Annotated in this window: 25 protein-coding genes; 12 read left to right on the top strand and 13 right to left on the bottom strand. The window is 44.6% G+C overall.

What is annotated here, in order from left to right:
* Window positions 1-7: 7 nt before the first annotated feature.
* Window positions 8-883 (bottom strand): LysR family transcriptional regulator, encoded by an 876-nt coding sequence (locus tag OH463_RS20605; protein WP_005452091.1) that lies wholly within the window; start codon window positions 881-883, stop codon window positions 8-10.
* A 284-nt stretch (window positions 884-1167) separates the two neighbouring features.
* Between OH463_RS20605 and OH463_RS20600 the strand changes: the two genes are divergently transcribed.
* From OH463_RS20600 to recR, 7 genes are all read left to right on the top strand, one after another.
* Entirely contained in the window at window positions 1168-2274 is a 1107-nt protein-coding gene (locus tag OH463_RS20600; RefSeq protein WP_269992460.1) for a response regulator, read from the top strand.
* Window positions 2275-2501: 227 nt separating this feature from the next.
* Entirely contained in the window at window positions 2502-2633 is a 132-nt protein-coding gene (locus OH463_RS20595) for a hypothetical protein (protein WP_005452089.1), read from the top strand.
* A gap of 33 nt (window positions 2634-2666) precedes the next feature.
* Window positions 2667-3053, top strand: a complete 387-nt coding sequence (locus tag OH463_RS20590; protein WP_269992499.1) for a YbaN family protein — start codon at window positions 2667-2669, stop codon at window positions 3051-3053.
* Between the two features lie 166 nt (window positions 3054-3219).
* On the top strand, window positions 3220-3765 hold the full coding sequence (apt, locus tag OH463_RS20585) for an adenine phosphoribosyltransferase (RefSeq protein ID WP_005452085.1): 546 nt from the start codon (window positions 3220-3222) through the stop codon (window positions 3763-3765).
* An 8-nt stretch (window positions 3766-3773) separates the two neighbouring features.
* The gene (gene dnaX, locus OH463_RS20580; RefSeq protein WP_269992457.1) at window positions 3774-5948 is read left to right on the top strand and encodes a DNA polymerase III subunit gamma/tau; all 2175 of its coding nucleotides are present in this window, start codon (window positions 3774-3776) and stop codon (window positions 5946-5948) included.
* Between the two features lie 82 nt (window positions 5949-6030).
* Complete coding sequence (locus tag OH463_RS20575; protein ID WP_005432961.1) at window positions 6031-6360, top strand: YbaB/EbfC family nucleoid-associated protein; 330 nt, start codon at window positions 6031-6033, stop codon at window positions 6358-6360.
* A 30-nt stretch (window positions 6361-6390) separates the two neighbouring features.
* Window positions 6391-6990: a recombination mediator RecR gene (recR, locus tag OH463_RS20570; protein ID WP_017817816.1), complete on the top strand. Its 600-nt coding sequence runs from the start codon at window positions 6391-6393 to the stop codon at window positions 6988-6990.
* A gap of 53 nt (window positions 6991-7043) precedes the next feature.
* On the opposite strand, the gene aqpZ is transcribed toward recR, so the two are convergent.
* Together aqpZ and OH463_RS20560 are read right to left on the bottom strand one after the other, a co-directional pair.
* Window positions 7044-7742 carry an aquaporin Z gene (aqpZ, locus tag OH463_RS20565; RefSeq protein ID WP_009698545.1) on the bottom strand — a complete coding sequence of 233 codons (699 nt, stop codon included), beginning with the start codon at window positions 7740-7742 and terminating at the stop codon, window positions 7044-7046.
* A 203-nt stretch (window positions 7743-7945) separates the two neighbouring features.
* A complete protein-coding gene (locus OH463_RS20560) occupies window positions 7946-9205 on the bottom strand; it encodes an amino acid permease (protein WP_005452078.1) in 1260 nt (419 codons plus the stop codon).
* Between the two features lie 315 nt (window positions 9206-9520).
* Between OH463_RS20560 and OH463_RS20555 the strand changes: the two genes are divergently transcribed.
* The 3 genes from OH463_RS20555 to OH463_RS20545 are packed head-to-tail and all read left to right on the top strand — an operon-like array spanning window position 9521 to window position 11879.
* A complete protein-coding gene (locus tag OH463_RS20555; protein WP_269992455.1) occupies window positions 9521-9901 on the top strand; it encodes a RidA family protein in 381 nt (126 codons plus the stop codon).
* Between the two features lie 14 nt (window positions 9902-9915).
* Window positions 9916-11193, top strand: a complete 1278-nt coding sequence (locus tag OH463_RS20550) for an L-cysteine desulfidase family protein (RefSeq protein ID WP_269992453.1) — start codon at window positions 9916-9918, stop codon at window positions 11191-11193.
* 29 nt (window positions 11194-11222) lie between these two features.
* Complete coding sequence (locus tag OH463_RS20545) at window positions 11223-11879, top strand: helix-turn-helix transcriptional regulator (RefSeq protein WP_005452072.1); 657 nt, start codon at window positions 11223-11225, stop codon at window positions 11877-11879.
* Here OH463_RS20545 and OH463_RS20540 read toward each other — a convergent pair.
* Window positions 11876-12124: a YkgJ family cysteine cluster protein gene (locus OH463_RS20540; protein ID WP_269992451.1), complete on the bottom strand. Its 249-nt coding sequence runs from the start codon at window positions 12122-12124 to the stop codon at window positions 11876-11878. The genes OH463_RS20545 and OH463_RS20540 overlap by 4 nt on opposite strands.
* Window positions 12125-12345: 221 nt before the next feature.
* Here OH463_RS20540 and OH463_RS20535 point away from each other — a divergent pair, with 221 nt between their 5' ends.
* Window positions 12346-12783 (top strand): YcgN family cysteine cluster protein, encoded by a 438-nt coding sequence (locus OH463_RS20535; protein WP_005452070.1) that lies wholly within the window; start codon window positions 12346-12348, stop codon window positions 12781-12783.
* 63 nt (window positions 12784-12846) lie between these two features.
* On the opposite strand, the gene OH463_RS20530 is transcribed toward OH463_RS20535, so the two are convergent.
* On the bottom strand, window positions 12847-13098 hold the full coding sequence (locus OH463_RS20530) for a GlsB/YeaQ/YmgE family stress response membrane protein (protein ID WP_005452067.1): 252 nt from the start codon (window positions 13096-13098) through the stop codon (window positions 12847-12849).
* A gap of 325 nt (window positions 13099-13423) precedes the next feature.
* Between OH463_RS20530 and OH463_RS20525 the strand changes: the two genes are divergently transcribed.
* Complete coding sequence (locus tag OH463_RS20525) at window positions 13424-15115, top strand: mechanosensitive ion channel family protein (RefSeq protein WP_005452065.1); 1692 nt, start codon at window positions 13424-13426, stop codon at window positions 15113-15115.
* A gap of 62 nt (window positions 15116-15177) precedes the next feature.
* On the opposite strand, the gene OH463_RS20520 is transcribed toward OH463_RS20525, so the two are convergent.
* The 8 genes from OH463_RS20520 to rlmA all read right to left on the bottom strand — a co-directional run bounded on the left by OH463_RS20520 (window position 15178) and on the right by rlmA (window position 22603).
* Complete coding sequence (locus OH463_RS20520) at window positions 15178-15462, bottom strand: putative quinol monooxygenase (RefSeq protein ID WP_269992448.1); 285 nt, start codon at window positions 15460-15462, stop codon at window positions 15178-15180.
* Window positions 15463-15487: 25 nt separating this feature from the next.
* A complete protein-coding gene (locus tag OH463_RS20515; protein ID WP_005452061.1) occupies window positions 15488-15883 on the bottom strand; it encodes a VOC family protein in 396 nt (131 codons plus the stop codon).
* A gap of 83 nt (window positions 15884-15966) precedes the next feature.
* Window positions 15967-16263, bottom strand: a complete 297-nt coding sequence (locus OH463_RS20510) for a ribbon-helix-helix domain-containing protein (protein ID WP_017189336.1) — start codon at window positions 16261-16263, stop codon at window positions 15967-15969.
* Window positions 16264-16402: 139 nt separating this feature from the next.
* Window positions 16403-17980, bottom strand: a complete 1578-nt coding sequence (locus OH463_RS20505) for an alkaline phosphatase (RefSeq protein ID WP_005452058.1) — start codon at window positions 17978-17980, stop codon at window positions 16403-16405.
* Between the two features lie 173 nt (window positions 17981-18153).
* Window positions 18154-20052, bottom strand: coding sequence for a BCCT family transporter (locus OH463_RS20500; RefSeq protein WP_005452055.1), 1899 nt, complete (start codon window positions 20050-20052; stop codon window positions 18154-18156).
* Window positions 20053-20173: 121 nt separating this feature from the next.
* Window positions 20174-20533 (bottom strand): hypothetical protein, encoded by a 360-nt coding sequence (locus tag OH463_RS20495; RefSeq protein ID WP_005452054.1) that lies wholly within the window; start codon window positions 20531-20533, stop codon window positions 20174-20176.
* Between the two features lie 196 nt (window positions 20534-20729).
* Window positions 20730-21677 carry a ChaN family lipoprotein gene (locus OH463_RS20490; protein WP_269992444.1) on the bottom strand — a complete coding sequence of 316 codons (948 nt, stop codon included), beginning with the start codon at window positions 21675-21677 and terminating at the stop codon, window positions 20730-20732.
* A gap of 83 nt (window positions 21678-21760) precedes the next feature.
* Window positions 21761-22603 carry a 23S rRNA (guanine(745)-N(1))-methyltransferase gene (rlmA, locus tag OH463_RS20485; protein WP_005452052.1) on the bottom strand — a complete coding sequence of 281 codons (843 nt, stop codon included), beginning with the start codon at window positions 22601-22603 and terminating at the stop codon, window positions 21761-21763.
* Between the last annotated feature and the right edge of the window lie 109 nt (window positions 22604-22712).

Genomic DNA, 22712 nt, shown 5'->3' with positions numbered 1-22712 from the left:
TTTTAGCTTAGTGAATGTTGTAAGCAATCACGAAGTCGATGAATAAGCGTACCTTTTCAGGTAAGTGGTCTTTGTGGTTGTACAGCATGTAGATGTCACGCGGGTTTGCGCTCCAATCTGGTAGTACGCGCACAAGATCGCCGCTTTCGATGTACTCTTTGATCATCACGTCAGGCATCAAAGTAATGCCTAAACCTTCTGAACAAGAGCTACGAACCACGTTGAGTGCGTTTGCTTGAAAACGACCGCGCTCTACGTTCACCACAGACTCTCCTTTGCTGTTAATCAGTGTCCACTTGATAAGCGGTGAGCCTTTTAGCAAAGAGTGGTTAGAAAGCTCCTCAGCGTGATTTGGAGCTGGGTTCGCCGTTAAGTAGTCAGGGCTTGCAACCAAAATATCTTTTACTTCACCAATTTTGCGTGCAATCAGACTTGAATCACGTTGCGGACCAACACGGAAGATTACGTCCCATTCGGTCGGATCAAGTTGATCCGCATTGCTTTCCGTCGTCAACTCAATGTTGATATCTGGGTACTGCTTCATGAACGAATTGAACATTGGCATCATCATGCGCTTCGTCAGATTGTACGGCGCAGAAATTTTGATTTTGCCCGATGCACCGCGGCAGTCATCCGTAATTTCCTCAGCTGTCGAGGTTAGGCGTTGCAGCAGAGGTGAGCATTCATGGTAAAAGCGTTCTCCAGCTTCAGTGAGAGAAAGCTTACGCGCATGACGGTTCAGCAATCGAAGATTGACAGAGTCTTCTAGCGCTTGAATGCGTCGGGTGATGGTTGCCACCGGAATCATGGTTTTTCGCGAAGTTGCGGTATAGCTCCCATTTTCGACAACCAATCGAAACAGGTTTAGATCATCTAATTTCATATTTCCAGACACATTAAATTACCGTTTATGGCTAATTTATAATTAACTTTGTGATCAAAGTTTGCTTTAAGTCAACATGTTGCACCATTTGAACACAGCAGGACGCTCTTAGTAAATACTGATAAACCATGGAATATTTGTATAAACGTCAATTTAAGGCTACGGTTTATAACAAGGTGAAAGGGCCTGACGTCTTGCTGCACAACGTTTTGTAAGATGTGAATACAACAAAAATAATAACGTATAAATTTGTTTTTTGACTGAGCTTTGTGAGGTGCAAAGGTATGTTTAAGACTCACGGTCAAACGGCAATGGTCTCGGCGCAGGAAGTGGTCAACCACAAGCTCATCATGTTGGTGGACGATGACCCCATATTTCGTAGAGTAACTAGTGCCTATTTAGAAAGTCAGGGTTACAAGGTAGTAGAAGCTGAAAACGGTTTAGAAGCACTGCAGCAATTGCGTGAGTGCGAGCCTGACCTTGTCTTATGCGACTTATCCATGCCCGTTTTAGACGGAATCGAGTTTGTGGAGGAAGTAAGCCTAGAATATCCATCGATGCCATTGATCGTGGTGTCAGGTACAGACGAAATGTCTGACGTGGCAAAAGCGCTTCGATTTGGTATCAAAGACTTCCTACCAAAACCTATTGGAAACTATCACCATCTCTCTCAAGCGATTGACAATACGCTGGAAGATTCGGACTGCCACTTTGCTGAACAACGAGATTTTTCGAGCCAGTGGTTCCGAGTTGATGATGGTGGAGAGATGCCAGATGACCAAGAGCTTCATTGGCATCTTGAGTATCTACAGCAAAACCCGAATGCAGCGCGTGATTTGTTGCACGCTCTATTGCCTGAGAAAGACACCTCTCAGGGAGATTGGAAGTGCTCGTACCGATTACTGCAATCGACAGACGTGATGCCATTGGTGTTTGACTACCGATGGTTAATGAACGGGCAATTTGCTTTCTACCTTGTGGATTCGGCTTCACTACAGCAAGACGGCGTAGCAACCACATTACTGGTGAGAGCTCTGTTTGATGATTATCTACGCAACTTAAAAAGCTTTAGTGCCGATCTTAAAGACATGGTTGAGATCATTGAAAAGGGCATACAATGTTCAGAGTGTGCAGGTGCAGTAAATGCAGTGTTCGGCGTGGCTGATTTAGCATCATCGTCAGTCTCTATATTGCCGGCAGGTCTGGACAGTCAGTGGTCTGATGGACATGTTAATCAACACATCGCGGCCGGCAATCGTCTTGGTGATGGTAGTATGAAGAATTTTATTACCCGCGAACTTCCAATTACCACAGGTGGGCAGCTTTCAATTGGCTGCTTAGGAACCTCAAACTTTAGCCTAAACATTGTACGATTGAATCGTTTAATGTAATGAATTCAGAAATTCACGAGCAGCACTCATGTGCTGCTTTTTTTATTGTTTAAAATCCTATATCTTATTAATAATCATTCTCACAATAGCCTTACTTTTTGTTGGTGTTTAGCGTTTGCTGTTTAAGGTATAGTCAGCGCTTAAAACAATAATGACCCATTTGCGTAACGATAATTTAACGATATGTGATTGGGAGAAAGCTAAGTCAACAAGTGAGAAGAAGCATCATGGCAGACAAAGATTTTAAAGAGCCTTATAATATTTTTTACTTTTTAGGTTTCATTGCAGTTCTTTTGATCCCAACTTTACCTGCAACGCTAACCTGGATTCGCGTACTGAACGGTTACGCAGGTTTTTAATTAAACGATTGTTTTTCGGAGTCCACCATTCGTATTAAGCGTTACTTTTTCAATATTGCTGGTGGACTCTGCATGATACTTGGCATTGCTGGTATCGTCCTTCCATTACTTCCCACCACACCTTTTATTCTATTAGCCAGCGCCTGTTTTATGCGTGGTAGTCCTGCTTTTCATCGTTGGCTGCATGAGCATAAAACGTTCGGACCTATGTTAGAAAACTGGCACAAACACCGAGCGGTTACACGAAAAGTGAAGCAGCGTGGTGCTGTATTTATCGTGCTCAGTTTTACCGTATCTATTCTGGTTGCTCCCATTGTCTGGGTAAAAATTGCGCTTTTAGTGATGCTAATCGTTTTACTGAGCTGGTTTATGCGTCTACCTGTGACTGAGCTGGTTGCTGACCGAGAAGAAAATCACTAAGATTGTAGAGAATAGTGTGCCCGCTCTTCGAGTGGGCGTTTGTATTTTCAGCGCCTGTAACTTTTAAAATAATGAGTACGTCGCGCTGAAAACCTATTGTTTATTGCCCTCATATATACTGCGATAAGAACAGAGGGTGATGAGCCAATCTAAGTAAATCGGTATTATGACTACAGAAACAATTTCGCTGATCAAATCTAGCATCAAAAGCATCCAAGATTACCCAAAACCAGGCATTCTTTTCCGCGACGTAACTAGCCTACTGGAAGACGCAAAAGCGTACCAAGCAACGATTAACCTATTAGTTGAACGTTACAAAGACATGGGCTTCACGAAAGTGGTCGGCACAGAAGCTCGTGGTTTCCTATTTGGTGCGCCTCTAGCACTTGAACTGGGTGTGGGTTTTGTCCCTGTGCGTAAGCCAGGCAAACTACCTCGTCCTACTGTGGCTCAATCTTATGAGCTTGAGTACGGTGTGGATACGCTAGAGATTCATACTGATGCAATCGTAGAAGGCGATAAAGTATTGGTTGTTGACGATCTGCTAGCGACTGGCGGTACAATCGAAGCAACAACAAAACTGATCCGTCAGCTTGGCGGTGAATTAGAGCACGCTGCGTTCGTTATTAACCTACCAGAAATTGGTGGTGATAAGCGCCTAGAAGGTCTAGGTCTTAACGTATACAGCATTTGCGAGTTTGAAGGACACTAATACATTCAATGAGTTATTTAGCTTTAGCGCGAAAATGGCGTCCTAACAAGTTTGATCAAGTGGTTGGACAAAGTCATGTCTTAACTGCTCTGGAAAACGCGTTAGCGCAAAATCGCTTACACCATGCGTACCTATTCAGTGGCACGCGAGGCGTTGGTAAAACGTCAATTGGCCGCCTGTTTGCTAAGGGCTTGAACTGCGAAACAGGGATCACTGCTAACCCTTGTGGGAAATGTGATACTTGTCGTGAGATTGATGAGGGTCGCTTTGTAGACTTACTTGAAATCGACGCAGCTTCTCGTACTAAAGTTGAAGATACTCGTGAACTGTTAGACAACGTTCAATACAAACCCGCGCGCGGACGTTTTAAAGTGTACCTCATCGATGAGGTACACATGCTTTCGCGTCACTCTTTCAACGCGCTGTTAAAGACATTGGAAGAGCCGCCAGAGTATGTGAAGTTCTTGTTGGCAACGACAGATCCACAGAAACTGCCAGTGACGATTTTGTCACGTTGTTTGCAGTTCCATCTTAAGCCAATCAGTGTTGATGATATCCATCAGCAACTTGACCATATTCTGGAAAAAGAACAAGTCTCTGCAGAAGCAAGAGCACTTGGCATGATCTCGCACGCTGCAGATGGCAGTATGCGCGATGCACTGAGCTTAACTGACCAAGCTATCGCCCTTGGTAACGGTACGATTCAAACTGACATCGTTAGCCATATGCTGGGTACGATTGATACAGACCAAGCTATCCATTTGCTGGAATCAATCAGTAGTAAGCAACCTCAACAAGCGATGGATAAAATCCAACTACTCGCATCAAATGGTGTAGAGTGGGATGGGTTACTACAGCAATTAGCTTCTCAGCTTCATCGTGTTGCGATGCACCAAGCTCTGCCTTCGACTTTGGACCAATCGCAGCCTGATGCTGAAAAAATTGAATTATTAAGTAAAGCTCTGACACCGCAAGATGTTCAGCTTTACTACCAGATCGCCTTGAAAGGTCGTGAAGACCTGACGATGTCACCAAATGGTCGCGTCGGCATGGAAATGATTGTATTGCGTATGATGGCATTCCGTCCGTCAGCAAATAACAACGCAAACGTAATTTCTACCTCATCGCAGCCTCAAGTCGCGCCGACTGCGACAGTGAGCCAACCACAAATTGCTCCACAGCAGCAATCACCTCAACTGCAGCCATCGAAGCAACAAACACCTGCAGCACAAGCGCCAATGCAGCAGATGCAAAGCCGCCCAGCGCAATCAGCGCCACAGCATGCAGCTTCTCAACCGATGAGCCAACCAGCGACGCAGAACGAAGCGCCACAGTATCAACCTGAGTATCAGGGTGGATACGATATGGCACCACCGCAATATGACATGGCTCCACCAATGAGTGAGAATCCTGCGCCAACGCAGCACGCTCCTCAACAGTCTCAGCCACAACAAAGTGCGCTTTCTCGCGGTAATTTGAGTGGTTTACGCCATCAACTGCGCTCACAGCGTCAAGGACAACAACAAGCAACGGCTCCGACTGGTGGTCCAAAAAAGCCTAAAGCGGCACCTGCACAAAAAGAATCGGTTATTGACCGTTTAGCGCAATTGCATGGCAATTCTGCACAGGTGTCGCCTAAATCTACTCCTCAAGCTGAAAATCAAGAGCCAGAGGATGAGGCATACCGTTGGCGACCAACAAAACCGGTCGAAAAGAAAGCCAATACGGAACTGACACCGACGCAGCTCAAACAAGCGTTAGAACATGAAAAAACGCCAGAAATGGCGCAAAAGCTGGTGGATGAATCTCTAGAAAGAAGTGAATGGGCGAATCTAATTAGCCAAATGGACACACCTAAATTGGTGGAACAATTGGCTTTGAACTCGCACTTTGATAAAGAAGGTTCAACGGTTTCACTACAATTAAGAGGCAATCAAGCTCACCTCAACACCGATAGAGCGCAGAGCGAGTTATTAAATGCTCTCAATACAGTGCTAGGGGAAGAGTGCCATTTAAGCATTGATGTCGGTGAAAATGGTGAAACCCCGCTAGAGTTAAGAGATAGGCTCTACCAAGAGAAATTACAACAGGCTCTGATCAGTTTAGAAAACGATCCACACGTACAGTTCATCGAACGTCGATTTACAGCAGAGCTTGATAAAGATAGTGTACGCCCTATCTAAAAATTGAACGGAATGGGGTTGAAAACGTAAAGTGATAACCCCATTAACAGATGCAACACCTAATTAAACCAGAGAGATAAACATGTTTGGTAAAGGCGGTATGGGCAACCTAATGAAGCAAGCCCAGCAAATGCAAGATCGCATGCAAAAGCTTCAAGAAGAAATCGCGAATATGGAAGTAACTGGCGAGTCTGGTGCTGGTCTAGTTAAAGTTACAATCACTGGCAGTCACAGTGTGCGTCGTGTAGAAATCGATGAAAGTCTGATGGAAGACGACAAAGAGATGCTAGAAGATCTAATCGCTGCAGCATTCAACGATGCAGCACGTCGCGTTGAAGAGACTCAAAAAGAGAAAATGGCTTCTGTAACTGGCGGTATGCAACTACCACCAGGTATGAAAATGCCATTCTAATCTGCTGAATTCTAACTAAGCGGATTTTCAATGCGTACCAGTCATATGCTGGAACAATTGATGGAGGCCTTACGTTGTCTACCTGGGGTAGGTCCCAAGTCGGCGCAACGTATGGCCTTTCATTTGTTACAGCGTGATAGAAAAGGCGGTCTGCAACTAGCAGACGCGCTGAGCCAAGCAATGACAGAAATCGGTCATTGCACCGAGTGTCGTACCTTCACTGAAGAAGAAATTTGCCATATTTGTACTAACCCAAAACGCCAAGAAAACGGTCAAATTTGTGTAGTAGAAAGCCCGGCAGACATCGCTGCAGTAGAAGCGACCGGTCAATACTCAGGTCGATACTTTGTACTTATGGGGCACTTATCACCGCTGGACGGAATTGGTCCAAGTGATATTGGTCTTGATGTTCTTGACTACCGTCTGCGCCGAGGTGATATTTCTGAAGTGATCCTTGCTACCAACCCTACGGTAGAAGGGGAAGCAACAGCACACTACATTGCAGAATTATGTAAAGAACACCAAGTCGACGCCAGCCGCATCGCACATGGTGTACCTGTAGGTGGGGAGCTTGAGCTCGTAGATGGGACAACCTTGTCACACTCACTCTTAGGTCGACACAAGATTTAATAAAAAAGCCGCTGAATTCAGCGGCTTTTTTGATCTTGCGGTTTGATAATCAATTAGTCGTTTGATTCTACACCTAGAAGATTCTTATAGATAAGCGCACCTAAGATACCACCAACAATTGGTGCTACCCAGAATAGCCAAAGCTGAGAAACTGCCCAATCGCCAACAAATACGGCAACACCAGTACTACGCGCAGGGTTAACGGATGTATTCGTTACAGGGATACTGATCAAGTGAATCAGGGTTAAACATAGGCCAATCGCGATAGGTGCAAATCCCTGAGGAGCACGTTTGTCGGTCGCGCCCATGATCACGATAAGGAACATCATTGTCATCACAACTTCTGTTACAAGTGCTGCTACCATTGAGTACTGACCTGGAGAATGTTCACCGTAGCCATTTGATGCGAAGCCAGAACCAACTACATCAAAGCCAGCTTGACCTGTTGCAATAACGTAGAGCACACCGCCTGCAATCACGCCACCAATCACTTGTGCGATGATATAAGGGATAACGTCTTTGGTATCAAAACGACCGCCAGCCCATAAACCGACTGTTACAGCTGGGTTTAAATGACAACCTGAGATATGACCAATCGCAAATGCCATGGTGAGTACGGTTAAGCCGAACGCAAGAGAAACACCTAGTAGACCGATGCCAATATCTGGAAAGCCTGCAGCTAATACCGCACTGCCGCAACCACCAAGCACTAACCAAAAAGTACCAAAAACCTCTGCCATGTATTTATTCATGTTGTTTCCTATTTCGGATTTAGATTACCCGCTGAACATAGTAGAGAATTGTCAGAAAAGTGTGATTCGAAGCACGGAAATTAAGCGAATAACCAGATCGGCGGGTTTTTGTCTCAGATATGAAACGAAATACTCTATGAAGTGGAAACGTAGAGAACCTCGGTCATCATCATGAAGACGAATAACCGAGGTGAGAGGAAGGGTTAACTAAATGCGATGAAAGGTGAGATACACAGTAGAATACCTGTCGCAATGATTAGGTAGAGTGAAGCACCTTTGTATTTATGCAGTGAAGGAACTTGATACACCAAGTACGCAGGGATCAAACAACCAATCAAACCAAAGATCGGGCTACATATTGAAGTAAAACTCAATACTGGCAAGTTCAACACGATAGCGCCCCAAGCCATCAAAATAGCAAATAGAATGATGCCTTTGGTTACCAAATTACGGTTAATCTGCTCTTCAGGCATGACTTTCTTAAGAGCCAGCATTGCAAGACCTTGGCAAGAATCGCGGAACCCTAGGTACACCCCAAAGAACGCCGTCATAACAGAGAAAATGTTCAACATTAAGCTAAGCAATTTCAATGTTGTCCCGTCCATACCCTGTGCGACCATCGCTAATGCAGAGATGTTCTCTTCAGCTGCTTTTACTGCTTGATCGTGAGACATCGCAAGGGTGAACGAGATTGCATAGAAGAACACGGTGACAAACAGAATACCGAAAGCAATCTTCATCGCACGCATCGCTTTAAAACGCGCAACCTCAATTGATTTTTCTTTAGAGCGGTAAGAGATAACCATTGGGCTCAAGCTTTGAATAAACAAGATTGAAGTAAGAGTGAAGGGCAATAGTTCAATGGCGTCTTTCAAACCTGCACCTGCCGCAGGTACAGAGCCGACGTTAGCAAAGTCCCACTTTTCAATCATCATCACGCCAAGTAAGGCAACGGTACATAACTTGATCAAAACCAGACCAGTGCTCACTTTAAATAAGATCTTTTCACCACGTGACGCGATGGCCACTAAAGCACAAACTAAAGCAAGACCATACAGCGGGTTTTCCGACAATAGCCCCTTAGTGATGCCAAAGCTATGTAGGAAAGAGGCTGAGTCATTGTTGATTGCTGTGGAGTAAACGAACACCCAAATCACCAGCATGATGAAGTAGAGTATCCCCAACAGAGCCCCCCATTTATTTCCTAGGTACCCTGAAATGACACCAGCGTAGTCTTGGCATTTTGGTGACGTCGATAAGGTGTTAATGAATAATCGTTGGAATAAGTACATGGCAGGGTAACCAATAACTGCCGAAGCAAGGAATACCCAAATGCCCAGTACACCAACTTTTACAGGAAGAAAAACAATACCAGCACCGATTGCCATGCCGATACTCATGATCACCCAACCCCAGTCTGTGCTGTCAAACTTGGTTGCGGCTTTCCATTCTTCTACGGTCATTCCCGCCTTAACGTGAGGCGGCTCTTTGGTTATTGGAAGAGTTTGTGTAGGTACAGTAACGCTCATTGTCGTTGTCTCTTTGTTAGTATGAATTTTTCTCAAATCTATTTGAGAAAAAGAACAACAACAATTTTTTTTTGGAAAATTCAGATAAATTTGAGATCTCGGCAAAAATACTCAATAAAATCTGAAAAAAGATCGGTTTATGTGATCTGAAGTAGTTGTTGTATTCGCATATAGTTGAAAGAATAGCTTTGAAATGAAAACTTATTTAAGAGTTTTCTTATTAAAACTAAAAATTATGTGAGGATTAACATGAAAGAATTGATTACTTCAGAGCACGCTCCAGCTGCTATTGGCCCTTATTCGCACGGCACTGCTTACGGAGACTTGATTTTTACGTCTGGTCAACTGCCAGTTGATAGTGCAGTAGGCAAAGTAGTTGAGGGGGGCATTACTGCTCAGAGTCATCAATCTTTGACGAACCTAAAACACGTCTTAGAAGCAGGCGGTGGCAGCATTGACACTGTTTTGAAAACAACTTGTTATTTGGCGAACATCAGAGACTTTGCTGAGTTTAATAAAGTCTATGCTGAGTTCTTTAATAAAGAGTGTCCTGCGCGCAGCTGCTTTGCGGTAAAAGATCTTCCGCTAGGCGTATTGATTGAAGTTGAAGCGATTGCTTGCAAAAAGTAATACGGAGAAAAAACATGAATCAGCAATGGAACCAATATATCCAAATCATTAAGCAAGTTGTAAAACCTGCACTCGGATGTACAGAACCCATTGCTGCTGCATACGCGGCAGCAGTTGCAAAACGTGAGCTTGGATGCCAGACCCCAGAGATGATAGAAGTCCGTGTCTCTGACAATCTATTTAAAAACTCAATGGGAGTTTATGTCCCTGGAACCGGAAAGATTGGTCTAAAGATTGCCGCATCTGTAGGTGCGTTGGCCGGCGACCCTAATGCCGAATTGGAAGTTCTTGCCCATATTAATCAAGACAATGTGACTGCTGCTCAACAACTGATTGATGAAGAGCGCGTTAGCGTTGCGCGCATTGATACCCAAGAATTCATCTTTTGCAGCGTCACCATGGCTGCTGGAGAAGACACGGTATCAGTGACAATCAGTGGTGGACATACCAACATTATTCAGATCGCTCACAATGGCAAAGTGACATTTGATGCGCCCCAACAGCAACGAGTTGCAACTGGGTCTGTTTGTGAAGGTGTGGACATCTCTATCAAACAAATCTACGACTTTGCACTTAAAGCGCCTTTTGAAGAGATCAAATTTATCCTACAAGCGGCCGAGCTCAACAGCTCATTAGCGCAAGAGGGTATCGATAATGGTTATGGATTGGAGATCGGTCGTACATTAAAAGGTAATATCGAGCAAGGGTTGCTTGGTAATGATTTGATGAGCCGTATCCAAATGATGACCTCTGCCGCCTCGGATGCACGTATGGGGGGAGCTACGCTACCAGCCATGAGTAACTTTGGCAGTGGTAACCAAGGTATCGCGGCTACTATGCCAGTGGTCATTGCAGCAGAGGTTTTCCAAAGTACTGAAGAGCAATTAGCTCGTGCGTTAATCATGAGTCACTTAGGTGCGATTTACATTAAATCGTACTACCCACCGCTATCGGCGTTTTGTGGTAATACCGTCACCAGCGCCGCAGCTTCTATGGCGCTAGTATATTTGGCGGGAGGTTCGTTTGAGCAGTCATGTTATGCGATTCAGAACGTGATTAGCGACAGTTCGGGCATGGTATGTGATGGAGCGAAATCGTCCTGCGCGATGAAAGTCTGCACTTCCTCAACCACCGCAGTACGCTCATATTTGATGGCTATGGGTAACCACAGCGTGAAGAATCAAGGTATAGTAGGTAACGAAGTCGAACAAACGATTAGAAATGTAGGCTCGATGGTTAGACTCGGTATGCCGTATACTGACAAATCTATTATCGATATTATGTCAGCCTAGCCTCAACGTTTTTGCTAAGGGAAGTAACATTGCTGCTTAAGAAACTCACTAAAAGTGATTTAGATATTTTGAATTCAATGAAGAACGTCGTGGATGGTATTGCACGCATGTATGGTGAGCACACCGAAGTCGTTCTTCACAGCCTTGATGCGGAAGCACCGGAAATTATCAAAATTGCCAATGGTCACATTACTGAACGTGGTGAAGGTGCACCGATTACCAACTTAGCAAGAATGAAGCTGTTAGAGGGCAATGACGTTTCAGACTCGTATTTAACGAAAACGGCGAGTGGAAAGACCTTGCACTCCATTACCACGATAGTTCGCAACCCTAAAAATAAACCGATCGGATTGCTGTGTATTAACGTGGACATGGACGTACCAATGCAAGATTTCTTGCGTTCAATTATGCCGCAACAGCAAAACGAATGTTGTACAGGAGCGCGTTCACCTGAGACATTCGCGCGTAATATTGATGAGACCATCATTAGTACGATTGAAACTGTTCAATCAGAAGTGTGGATGAATGAAGCGATCACACCATCCAAACGTAACCGAGAACTGGTCACCCGTTTGCAAGGGCTGGGTATTTTCAAATACAAAGATGCGGTTTTGATGGTGGCAAATCATCTCGGTATCTCACGCGATACGATCTACCTGTACCTAAGAGAGCTGGGGAACGATTAAGTGAGTTGCTCTAATTCTGTAATGTTGTTTAACGCTTCCTGATTTGTTTTGCCACACACAACCGGACATGGTTTGAAGTCGTGGCAAACTTTCGGGCGTTCTGGTTTTCCGAACAGCTTACACAGATTATCGTCATTTAATTGGATACAACGTTTACCTGCTGGTTTGCCATTTGGCATGCCTGGAATCGGGGAAGAGATGCTCGGTGCTATGCAGCATGCCCCACAACCTAATCGACAATCCATCTTAAAGCCCTCGTAAAAATGAAGGGGGCATTATGGACATTTCTCGCCAGATTGGAAGAGGCGCGCGTAAATTCATCGCAATATGATCGCATTGCTAAATGCGAACAAATCTTACTCAATATTCCTATCACTTCACTCACACCGTAAGACTTGAATTTTGATGCCCAGAGGGGTATAAAACGCACCCAATTCATTCCCACTCAGTAATAAGTAGTAAGCGTATGAGCACTCCATTTTGGCAAAGTAAATCGTTAGAGAACATGACAGAAGAAGAATGGGAATCTCTCTGTGATGGGTGTGGCAAGTGCTGTCTACACAAGCTAATGGATGAAGATACGGACGAAATTTATTACACCAATGTTGCTTGCAGTTGGCTGAACAGTAAAACGTGTTCATGCAAAGATTACCCGAATCGTTTCACTTCAGGGGAAGAGTGCACCAAGCTAACACGTGAAGATATTGATGACTTTACTTGGCTACCGCACACTTGTGCCTACCGTTTGCTCGCAGAGGACCAACCACTACCAGAATGGCACCCACTGATAACGGGTTCCAAGTCAGCGATGCATGCTGCTGGCGAAAGTGTCAGAAACAAAGTGGTGTACGAGATAGACGTGGTGGACTGGGAAGACCATATCTTAAATCACCCTAATCGATAATATCGGAATAAAAACAAGCCTTTCATGTGAGTGAAAGGCTTGTTTGTTATTGGGGGAAATCGCCTAATTTTTCAAGAAGCGGTTGTAGACAAACAACAATACAAACGCGCCTAATGTGGCGGTGATGATGCTGCCGATATTTACGCCATCAGCACCGCCCAGCCCGACAAAGCTTCCCAAGAATCCGCCTACGAAGGCACCAGCAATGCCCAACACCATAGTCGCGATCCAACCGCCGCCATCATTGCCTGGCATCAGCCACTTAGCGAGTGCTCCGGCTATCAAGCCCAGAATGATCCAAGATAGAAAACCCATGATTTCTCCTTATTGATGAAACAATTAGCGTTCACTCCGTTCAATCATAGTCCATTCTTACTCAGGTGCTGTATTTGTGGCGACGGTGATACACACCTAATCTTCAGTTTGTATCAATATCAACACAATGGACCTTGTCATAGGTTTGAGCTAATGGCGAATAAAACAGAGTAAATAATGGACATTGATTATGAATTTTGACGCTTAATTTACTAAATGCTGCTCGGTTTGCGAATTCGTGTTGTAAACTTAGATCATCTAATTTCAAGGATTTACATTCCATTTCTCGATCGTGTTGATTGGGATTGTCTCTTACGAGGTAAAAATGACGTTACTATCTCCCTTTAAAGTGCGTTTGACTCCATGGTTGGTTTTAATGGCTCTGCTGACTCTGACAATGAGCCCCTTCATTGTACAAGCAACGGAAAGCGTTGAGACCACAGTAGATATGCCAAAAGTTTCTGCAGCAGAGAAGGCTATTGATAATATTAACCGAGATATTCTCGACTTATCTGAAAGTTTAAAGTTAGCTAGTGGAGACGAACGCGATGCACTTCAACTACAGCTTTTCCAGAAAAACGAAGAACTGAGAAGTCGTCTCGCTACTGCGATCAGTAATAAGTCCATTCCTCATGAGAAGTTGATTGAGCTCGTACAAACTCAAGAGAAGTACTCAGAAGGTGCCGTGGTTTATCTCGATGACAAAATCAAAGCGCTGAATGAGGAAATCAATAAGTCAAAAGACGAAGATAAGCTTTCTTTAATCAATAGCTATCGTGAGCTGCAACAGTATTTGGATGTAAGTTATGAATCGAGTTGGCAAAATTTAAACTGGTTGAAGAAGTTAGACGTTCAAGACGAAGATGCTGATGCTGAGTTTAAAGAGGGCGTAGATAAGCGTATGCGTCTGCTATCTGCGTCTATCGAGTACCTCAACCAGCAAAGCGAAATCATCGGTTCACAAGTCTCTTCCAGCCCAGAATCTGAAAAAGCGTCTTTACAACTGAGCCAACTGATCCTTAAACAACGCCTTAATATTGCTACCGATAGCCTTCGCAAATTAATTTCGATTGGTGACAAAGTAGGGCTGGAGACGTCTGAGTATAAACGTCAGATATTTGAAGTGACAGGTAGCATCACCCATGATCTTCTGAACTCAAAAGTCATTCTGTCTATCCTGAGTCATTGGTCGAACTCTGCGGTAGATTGGTTCGCGGAGAATGCGCCACAGCATGTTTTCCAGCTTTTTGTCTTTGCCCTGATCTTATTGATTGCTCGTTCATTGGCGAAGTTAACCCGAAAAGTCGTGAGTAAAACGGTAGCCTCTAAGAATTTGAAATTGTCGCATTTGATGCAAGATTTCTTTATTTCGATGTCGGGCAAGGCGGTATGGATCATCGGTATCATGGTCGGTTTGTCTCAAATCGGTTTAAACCTTGCTCCAATCCTAACTGGTTTCGGTATCGCCGGTGTGATCATTGGTTTTGCCCTACAAGATACATTATCGAATTTTGCGGCAGGCATGATGCTGCTGATCTATCGCCCATTTGATGTTGGCGATTTCGTATACGCGGGTGGTGTTGACGGTAAGGTAAGCCACATGAGTTTGGTGAATACTACGATTCGTACATTCGATAACCAAATTATCATTGTGCCAAACAGCAAGATTTGGGGCGATGTGATTAAGAACGTGACGCACGAGCGTATTCGTCGAGTTGATATGGTCTTTGGTATTGGCTATGCCGATGATCTGCTAAAAGCAGAAGAAGTTCTGAATGATATAGTCACGTCTCACCCTTCAGTGCTTCGCTCACCAGAGCCAAACATCAAGGTTCATACGCTAAATACATCATCGGTTGATTTTATTGTTCGCCCTTGGGTGAAAACCGACGATTATTGGGATGTGTACTGGGATGTGACAAAAGAAGTGAAATTGCGTTTTGACCGCGAAGGTATTTCGATTCCTTTCCCGCAACAAGATGTTCATTTACATATGGTCGACAAGAAAGACGCGTAACTCTCTCAACAGAAACTAAAGGCACTCACTTGAGTGCCTTTTTTATTTTTGTGCTTTAACGCTTATAGCTCTTCAAAGAAGGTGATTTTTGGCTCACTAGCTAGTAAACCATCGATAGTACTAAGCAGAGCTTGGAAATGTTCAGTATTACAGTGTTGGTCAAAAGCCGCTTGGTCAGCAAATTGCTCTTGGAACAAAAATTGGCAAGCGTCATTTTTGTCTTGGAAAAGTTGGTAACGCACGCATCCTTCTTCATTACGAGTTGGCACTAACATAGCTTCTAGTGTCTGCTTAAGTGTCGATGTGTGTTCTGGTTTTGCGTGAAATGCAGCAGTTAAATGAATCATAGTTATGTTTACTTCTTTGTTGTTATTAAAGGTAACGACCTTGTCGTTGTAAGAATTCGATTTTGTAACCGTCAGGATCGGTGACGAAGAAGAAGGTTGCTAAGTGTTTTTGCTGATGGTCAAACACCTTGATATCACTTGCCTCAATATCAAGTGATGTTAAGCGTCGGTGTGCGGCTTCAATGTCTTCAACACTCACCGCAAGGTGACCATAACCCGAGCCGTGAGTGTACGGTTCGCTTTGGTCATGATTGTGAGTCAGTTCAAGTTCGAACCCTGTTTCTGAGTTCGCTAGGTAAGTAAGAGAAAAGCCGTCGAATACGTATTGGTCTTTGATTTCTAGCTCAAGTGCGTCGCGGTAGAACTTAAGAGAACGCTCCAGATCGCTTACGCGGATCATGGTATGAATTATTTTTGTCATGAGTACTCCTTAATCGTGCGCCTAGACTAGTCAGTTTCGACGCGCAATGGGTAGTACTCAGGTACGACAATAAAATGCAGGGATCAGTGTTGCTCGCTCAAAGCTCTTCCAATCGTTGCCTGAGGTTGGCGGGCGTAGGTGAGGCAAGCGCAGCGAAGTAGGGAAGCAAAGTTGTTGACTTCACCGTTGTGTTCCAGCGCTTCTTGGTAAACAGTACTGATGAATTTTGGTACCGTCATGTCTTGTGCTGAGGCAATTTCTTCTAGTGTTAGCCAGAAACTTGATTCGAGCTTCACACTGGTTGCATGGCCATCAATACGAATCGAACGGGTCACAAACTGATAATTTTCCTGGGGCTGTTTGGCAAATATTTCACACATAGCATTGGTCATTTTTATAAATATTTGGCAAATAGTGGAGCGCGAAGCGCGAAGCGTCAACCGTTTCAATGTAAAAAAACGCCCTCAAACGAGGGCGTTGAAGTTTCATCAGAAGATGAAAGTAAGTGCAGAGCGGAAATTATTTAATTTGTTGAATGAGGTATTCGCCCAGTTGTGAGTGATGCATGATCTTTGATACTGGCAGGATGGTCCCCGCAGGTCCCCAAGCGAATACATTGACCGGCGTATGCGTGTGTGTACCCGTTCCCCACACTGTATTTTGTTTGGTCGCTTGTTCTCGAGCCAACAAGTTTCCGCGATCGTTGTATGGGAAAAAAGCATCAAAATCATTGATTGCTGGAACATTCTCTTCACTCAGGTACTTGTGGCTTGCCAGTCGGTAAGGGTTTGGCTTACTTGCCAATACGCGCTCAGCTTGCTCCGGAGTAATGGCAAAGTCGCTACTTGCATTCACGATTTCTGCTAACTTCTCTGGCGTTTGCTGCGCTTTATCGAGTTTTTGGAACTCGCTGATCATACCGTAGTAGCTTTGTTTTTGATTGTAGAGTCCATCGAGAATGTCAAACTGACCAAAGTTGAAGTTTGGTGCGTAATCACGCTTAGCAAAAGCTTCGCCACTGCGCTTTTCTGGTTTAGGAAGGTTTGCTGAGGAGTAGCTGAAGCCAAAAGAGCCTGTTTCATGGTCGGCAGTGACGATTACTAGCGTATCTTCACGACCTTTCGCCCATTCATAAACGGAATTGACGGCTTCATCAAATTTGATCAACTCATGAAGCATGGTACCTGCATCGTTGCTGTGACCTGCCCAGTCAATTTGACCGCCTTCTACCATTAAAAAGAAGCCATCTTTGTCTTTTGATAGCACATCCAGTGCTTTTTCTGTCATCTCTTTAAGGGATGGTTGGGTGCGTTTCGGGTCATTTTTGCTATGGCTGTAAGCAATGCCATCGTTCATTCCTGAGTAAGCAAATAGACCAAGAACTTTTTCTCCTTTAGCGTTTTCTAACATGTCGCGATTAAACGCTAAGCTGTAGCCTTGCTGTTGCGCTTCTGTCAGCAAGTTGCGCTCATCTTTACGCTTTGATTTTAGGTAAACATCGCCTTGGGTGAGCTTTTCAAGTTGCTTATATGTGTCGCCTTTGTCGTTGGTAGATTTTGGGATCCAATGACGAAGACCGCCAGAAAGCATGACATCAACACCCGTCTCTAGCATGTCGACGGCAATACTGTTTTCTAGTGAGCGGTGAGGTTGGTGCGAGGCGAAAGCGGCTGGGGTCGCGTGCGTCATTCGAGTGTCGGAAACAAGACCTGTCGCTTTACCTTTTGCCTTAGCTTTTTCTAAGATCGTTTCAACGTGGTTGCCTTGACTGTCGATACCAATTACTTCAGAAGCGGTTGGAATGCCAGTGGCAAGCATGGTTGCAGAACAAGCAGAATCCACCACAATGGCATCTTCAGGGTTGGTTAACGATGAACCAATAACACCTTCCTGTGCCAGTTTATAAAGTGCGGTGGTTTCGCCTTTGTAGATTGAATTAGGTGCATGATTCGCGTAGGTCTCAAGCAAACCGACTTGTTGAGGTCCCATACCATCGCCAATCATTAAGATAACGTTTTTGATCTCTGCCGACAGAGCGCTGAAAGAGAGCGTAGATGCCGCCACTGCTGTGACGATTGGGGTCGCTAAGTGCTTCATTGTATATTCCTTATTTATAAAAGCGCTCGAATTACAACAAGGATTTATGACAAAAATACTACCGTCACAAAAGATTCATATGAGATACACAGGCGCATACTACGTCAGACACAAAAAAGCTCACCGAAGTGAGCTTTGAGTTATGTTTAGGAGTTGAAAGTCATGGGCTAAAGCTACACTGCGTAAGAGGTACTTTGGGCCACGATTTGATTAAACTCGGCTCTGGATTGCTGGGCAGTTTCCGATAACTCGAGTTTTCTCTCTTTTGCCTTCATCACATTATCCAATAGGGCTTGCAACTCCTCTTGCATATCCTGCGGTAAGTGATGATCGGCAAAATCATTGTCGTCACTATGTTCAAGAGCGAAAGCACGGATGCGTTTACGCAGTGTCATCAATTGTGCCAGTGCGTCACGCTCTTGCTCCGCGGCTTCTTGAGCGGCGTCTCGTGCGCGTTCAAACCTAGCCATTGCCATCCCTTCTGTTGACCAAGGATCAAACTCTGGTAGCTCTTCAATATTAATGGTTGGTTCGATGTAATCTTCCTGATGTCGAATATCCAATGTTGTCGCTCGAACAGCCGACACCATGAGCATAATTGAGATGCCAAGTAGAGGTAAGCCTCCAACAATCGCCGCTGTTTGTAAGGTGCTTAGTCCCCCCATAAACATCAGAACAGTAGGCAGGAAAGACAACGTAAATGCCCAGAACATTCGGTTCCAACGCATTGGCTCCTCAGTTACGTTGTTTTGTACAACAGAGGCCAGAATGTATGAAATCGAATCAAAAGTCGTCGCTGTAAAAATGATGCACAGCAAGGTAAATACAGCGATAACAAAATAGCTCATCGGTAATGCATCAAGCATCGAGAATATCGCTGCTGTAGCGCCTTCGGCATTCAAAATGCCGACGACATCGAGTTCTCCGGATAACTGCAAAGACAAGCCGTAGTTACCTAAGATCATGAAAAATAGGAAGCAGCCCAGTGAACCAAAGAAGATGGAACCGGAAACCATCTGCTTGATGGTACGACCGCGAGAAATGCGAGCGACAAACAGTCCCATACTTGGAGCGAAGACTAGCCACCACGCCCAGTAGAAGATGGTCCAATCTTGTGGGAAATGTGTGTTGTCAAAAGTGCCGTATCCACCAAATGGCTCTGCCCATGTCGCCATAACAAAGAAGTTAGATAACATACGACCAATCGAATCTAAGCCAGTCTCCAGCATGAAGATGGTTGGTCCTACTGCCAACACAAAGGCTAGTAGTCCCATCGCTCCCCAGAAGTTAATGTTGCTTAGTACTTTGATGCCTTTTTCCATGCCTGCGTAAGAGGAGTAAGCAAAGATCGCAGTACAGATCAGCAATACAAGCACTTGACTGTAAGTATTTTTAGGCATGCCGAAGAGGTAATGCAGACCTTCTCCGATCAAAGGTGCAGCTAAGCCTAAACTGGTTGCTGCGCCGCCAAGTAGACCGAAGATAAACAGTACGTCAACGATCTTGCCAGCGGTACCTTTGCTGCGTTCTTCGCCAAGTACTGGCATCAATGCACTGGAGACTTTCAGTACGGGTTGTTTTCGTACGTAGAAGAAGTACGCAATTGGTAATGCAGGAATAAGGTAGATAGACCAGGCAATTGGTCCCCAGTGGAACAGACCGTAAGTTGCAGCCCAACGTACAGCTTCTTCGCTACCAGGCTCTAGTTGAAACGGAGGAGATTGGTAATAGTATGCCCATTCGATACAGCCCCAATAGAGGATACTTGCCCCGATGCCGCCACAGAACAGCATTGCGGCCCACGATGCCGTGGTGAATTCTGGCTTTTCATCAGGATCGCCTAACTTGATTTGGCCCATGTCGCTAAAAACGACATAAATCATGAAAATAAAAGCGGCAAGTCCTAGTGCAAGGTATAAGAAACCGAGCTTGTCAGTCATAAAGGTTTTAGCAACGGCAATCCATTGTGCACCTTCAGCCGGAAACAAAATTAAAGGGAAAACAATCGAAAGGAGCAGCGCGATTGCGCCAAAAAAAGTGGGTTTGTCTATAAGCGAAAATGCGTTTTTCACAGTTCATCGTCCGTTAATGAATAGTTTTCTATTATGGACTTGGACAAAAAAAGCGTTCAAATGAGGTTACTTATCGTAACGAAAGAAACTCTTGTTTAACCTGATGCTAAACGGTTAAAGCCTAAACAAGAGCTAAGATGATACCACCAACCGTGAGGGCTGCTGAAAGATATTGACCTGCTGAGTAAGAGCCATCTTCCTCTTCTTCGATAGTGTGAGGATGGTCCATACCCAGCGCTCCATGAGCAAAAGATTCGACTTTGTCGCCAACGGTTTGGTTTTCGAGTTCCGCCTTCTTGCTTTCATGATCGATTTGCTGAAGCGCAGCGAGTAGTGCTTTCCCTTCACTAGAGAGTGACACTTTATTTTGCTCAATCTTTAATGGTGCGCCATCGGTGATTTTTTCGCTGGCTTTCGCTTGTTCAACTTTATTTTGTTGAGCAGCGTATGTATTGACTGAATTGCTTCCTACTGGATTCATCTGTTACCCCTTCGAACAACGACACTCTCTGATTGAGTGCAGGTAAAAAGCAGTTATCTTTATATCGACGGCAATAGATATATCTTGAATCAATCAGAAAAAAATAGGTCTGTTTTTGCCGCTTCTTAGGTATACAAACCAAGTTGCTTGCAAAAAGCAGACCTATTTCTCTATATCGGTTGTAAGATGCTTCTGATTACTTACATTGAAGATCACTGTTGCGTGTTGCTAGGTGCTTGTACGCTGCCATTCGGTTGGCATCTTGTACATAACGCACTGGTGGAGAAAGTACTTCTAGTTGGTAATCCGAACTTTCCGAAGTAACCTCTGCTGTTGGGGTAATAACAACGACTTTTAGGTCTGGGTTACGGCGTAAAATGGAAGCAGCGGTGCCCAAACCATCTTCTGTGTGGAACTTACCGGCTACATGCACGACTTGATTGTCAGGGTGTTTTGCAAGGTATTTGACGATCGAGTCCGCCATCGTTTCATCCCAAGTAACCTGAGCGGCGTATTGTTTCTCTGTTTGCTCTGGCTTGCCATGGTGCATAGATGCCATGAACTTTTCTTTGTATGGGCTGTTTGCCGTATTTACTTCATCAGCGATGAAGCTGCGCTCGTCACTGTCGAGCTTATTTATGTAATCTGCACCCTGACGACCGATACAGCGAACGATGTTCTTCGGTGCGTTTGCTGCGATCACAGGAATATCGGCTTGCTTAGCAAATTCCACCAAAGGACGGTAATCGCTTTCGTAGTTCGGCCATGCGTTGCTCTGCTTCATGAAGTACTGCTCGCCAATCTCTCCATCAAGGTAAGCGTCTAAGATAGCTTGTTTGTCGCGAGTAACTTGTTCCATTGAAAGTGCTATAGGACGGTCTGTCTTTGACAGCTGTTTGAGCATATCTGTTTGAAAACGATGGATACCTGCGTGAGTGTGCCATTCACCAATTAAAATAACGTCTGCTTGTTGTAATTCAGAGGGTAATTGGTTGATTGAGATGGCTTTACCAGCAGGGTCATGTAGCTGGTAGTCATAGAAACTGATTACGTCACCAGTTATCGCGTCAGGAGCGGTGGGTGCGTTTGAAGCACAGCCAGTTAGCAAGCCTGCAAAAATCAGACTTAGTGTAGAAAAGCGCATTAAAAAGCCTCCAAAAATGTCCGAACGATATTAATGGAGGCTGATAAATGAATCAATGGTAATGAGAATAATTAGCGTTACATTTATTCTTCGGTACCTGCTTGAGTCGTTTTCTTACGGTAGACACGCAACATAAAGTCAGCCTCACATTGGAAAAGTGTAGATGACTTTAGCTCGTCACGAAGTTCATCGCTGGCTTTCCATGCAAATGGTGTCATTTGCAGTAAATCGAATGCGACGCCATCTTTTAAGTCCATGGTGTAGTTCAGCTTCTGTTGGTGCTCTAATTCGAAACCTTCGATGTGCTCTGGCTCTTCATTGTGCAAGCGAACTTCTTGATAAATGCGCTCGCGGAACTGATACAAGTGGCGACCCGCTGGCGTCACAGTGATCACCACACCATTGTCTTTGATAACACGCTGCAATTCTTCTGCTTTGCATGGTGCATAGATGCGCAAAATAGCATCCAGAGACCGATCTGCATATGGTAGCCGATGGCTTGATGCAACACTGAAATCGCAATGTGGGTAGCGTTTAGACGCATAACGAATAGCGACTTTTGAGATATCTAACCCATAGACATTGGCGTTTTCATCTTGTGCATGTAATGAGCGCTGAACTTGGTCTGTGTAGTAACCTTCACCACAGCCAATATCCAATAACTGATGACTTGTACCTTGAGTATAGGTTGCACAAAGACGAGCGACTTCTTGGCGCATTGGGTCGTAATGATTTCCCTCAAGAAAGCGACGACGCGCCTGCATCATCTCTTTGTTGTCACCTGGATCTTTTGAGCGTTTGTGGTGTGCTGGCATCAAGTTTACGTAGCCTTCTTTCGCTAGGTCGAATTGATGATTGTTTTCACATTTAAACGTCTTTGCGGTGAGCTCAAGAGGTTGATGACATAGAGGACATTGATAGTTCATGACGATCTCTGGACAAGAAGTAGGGCGGCAGATTCTATCAAAAAGGGGGTGGGTAAGCGAAACAAAAAAGAGCCGAAAATATCGGCTCTTTGATGGTTTTACTTGATGG

It is taken from the genome of Vibrio sp. NFR, from assembly GCF_027587095.1.
GTDB classification, from domain to species: domain Bacteria; phylum Pseudomonadota; class Gammaproteobacteria; order Enterobacterales; family Vibrionaceae; genus Vibrio; species Vibrio harveyi.
The sequence above is the reverse complement of the archived record's forward strand: the minus strand, read 5'-3'. Positions and strand labels throughout refer to the sequence as shown.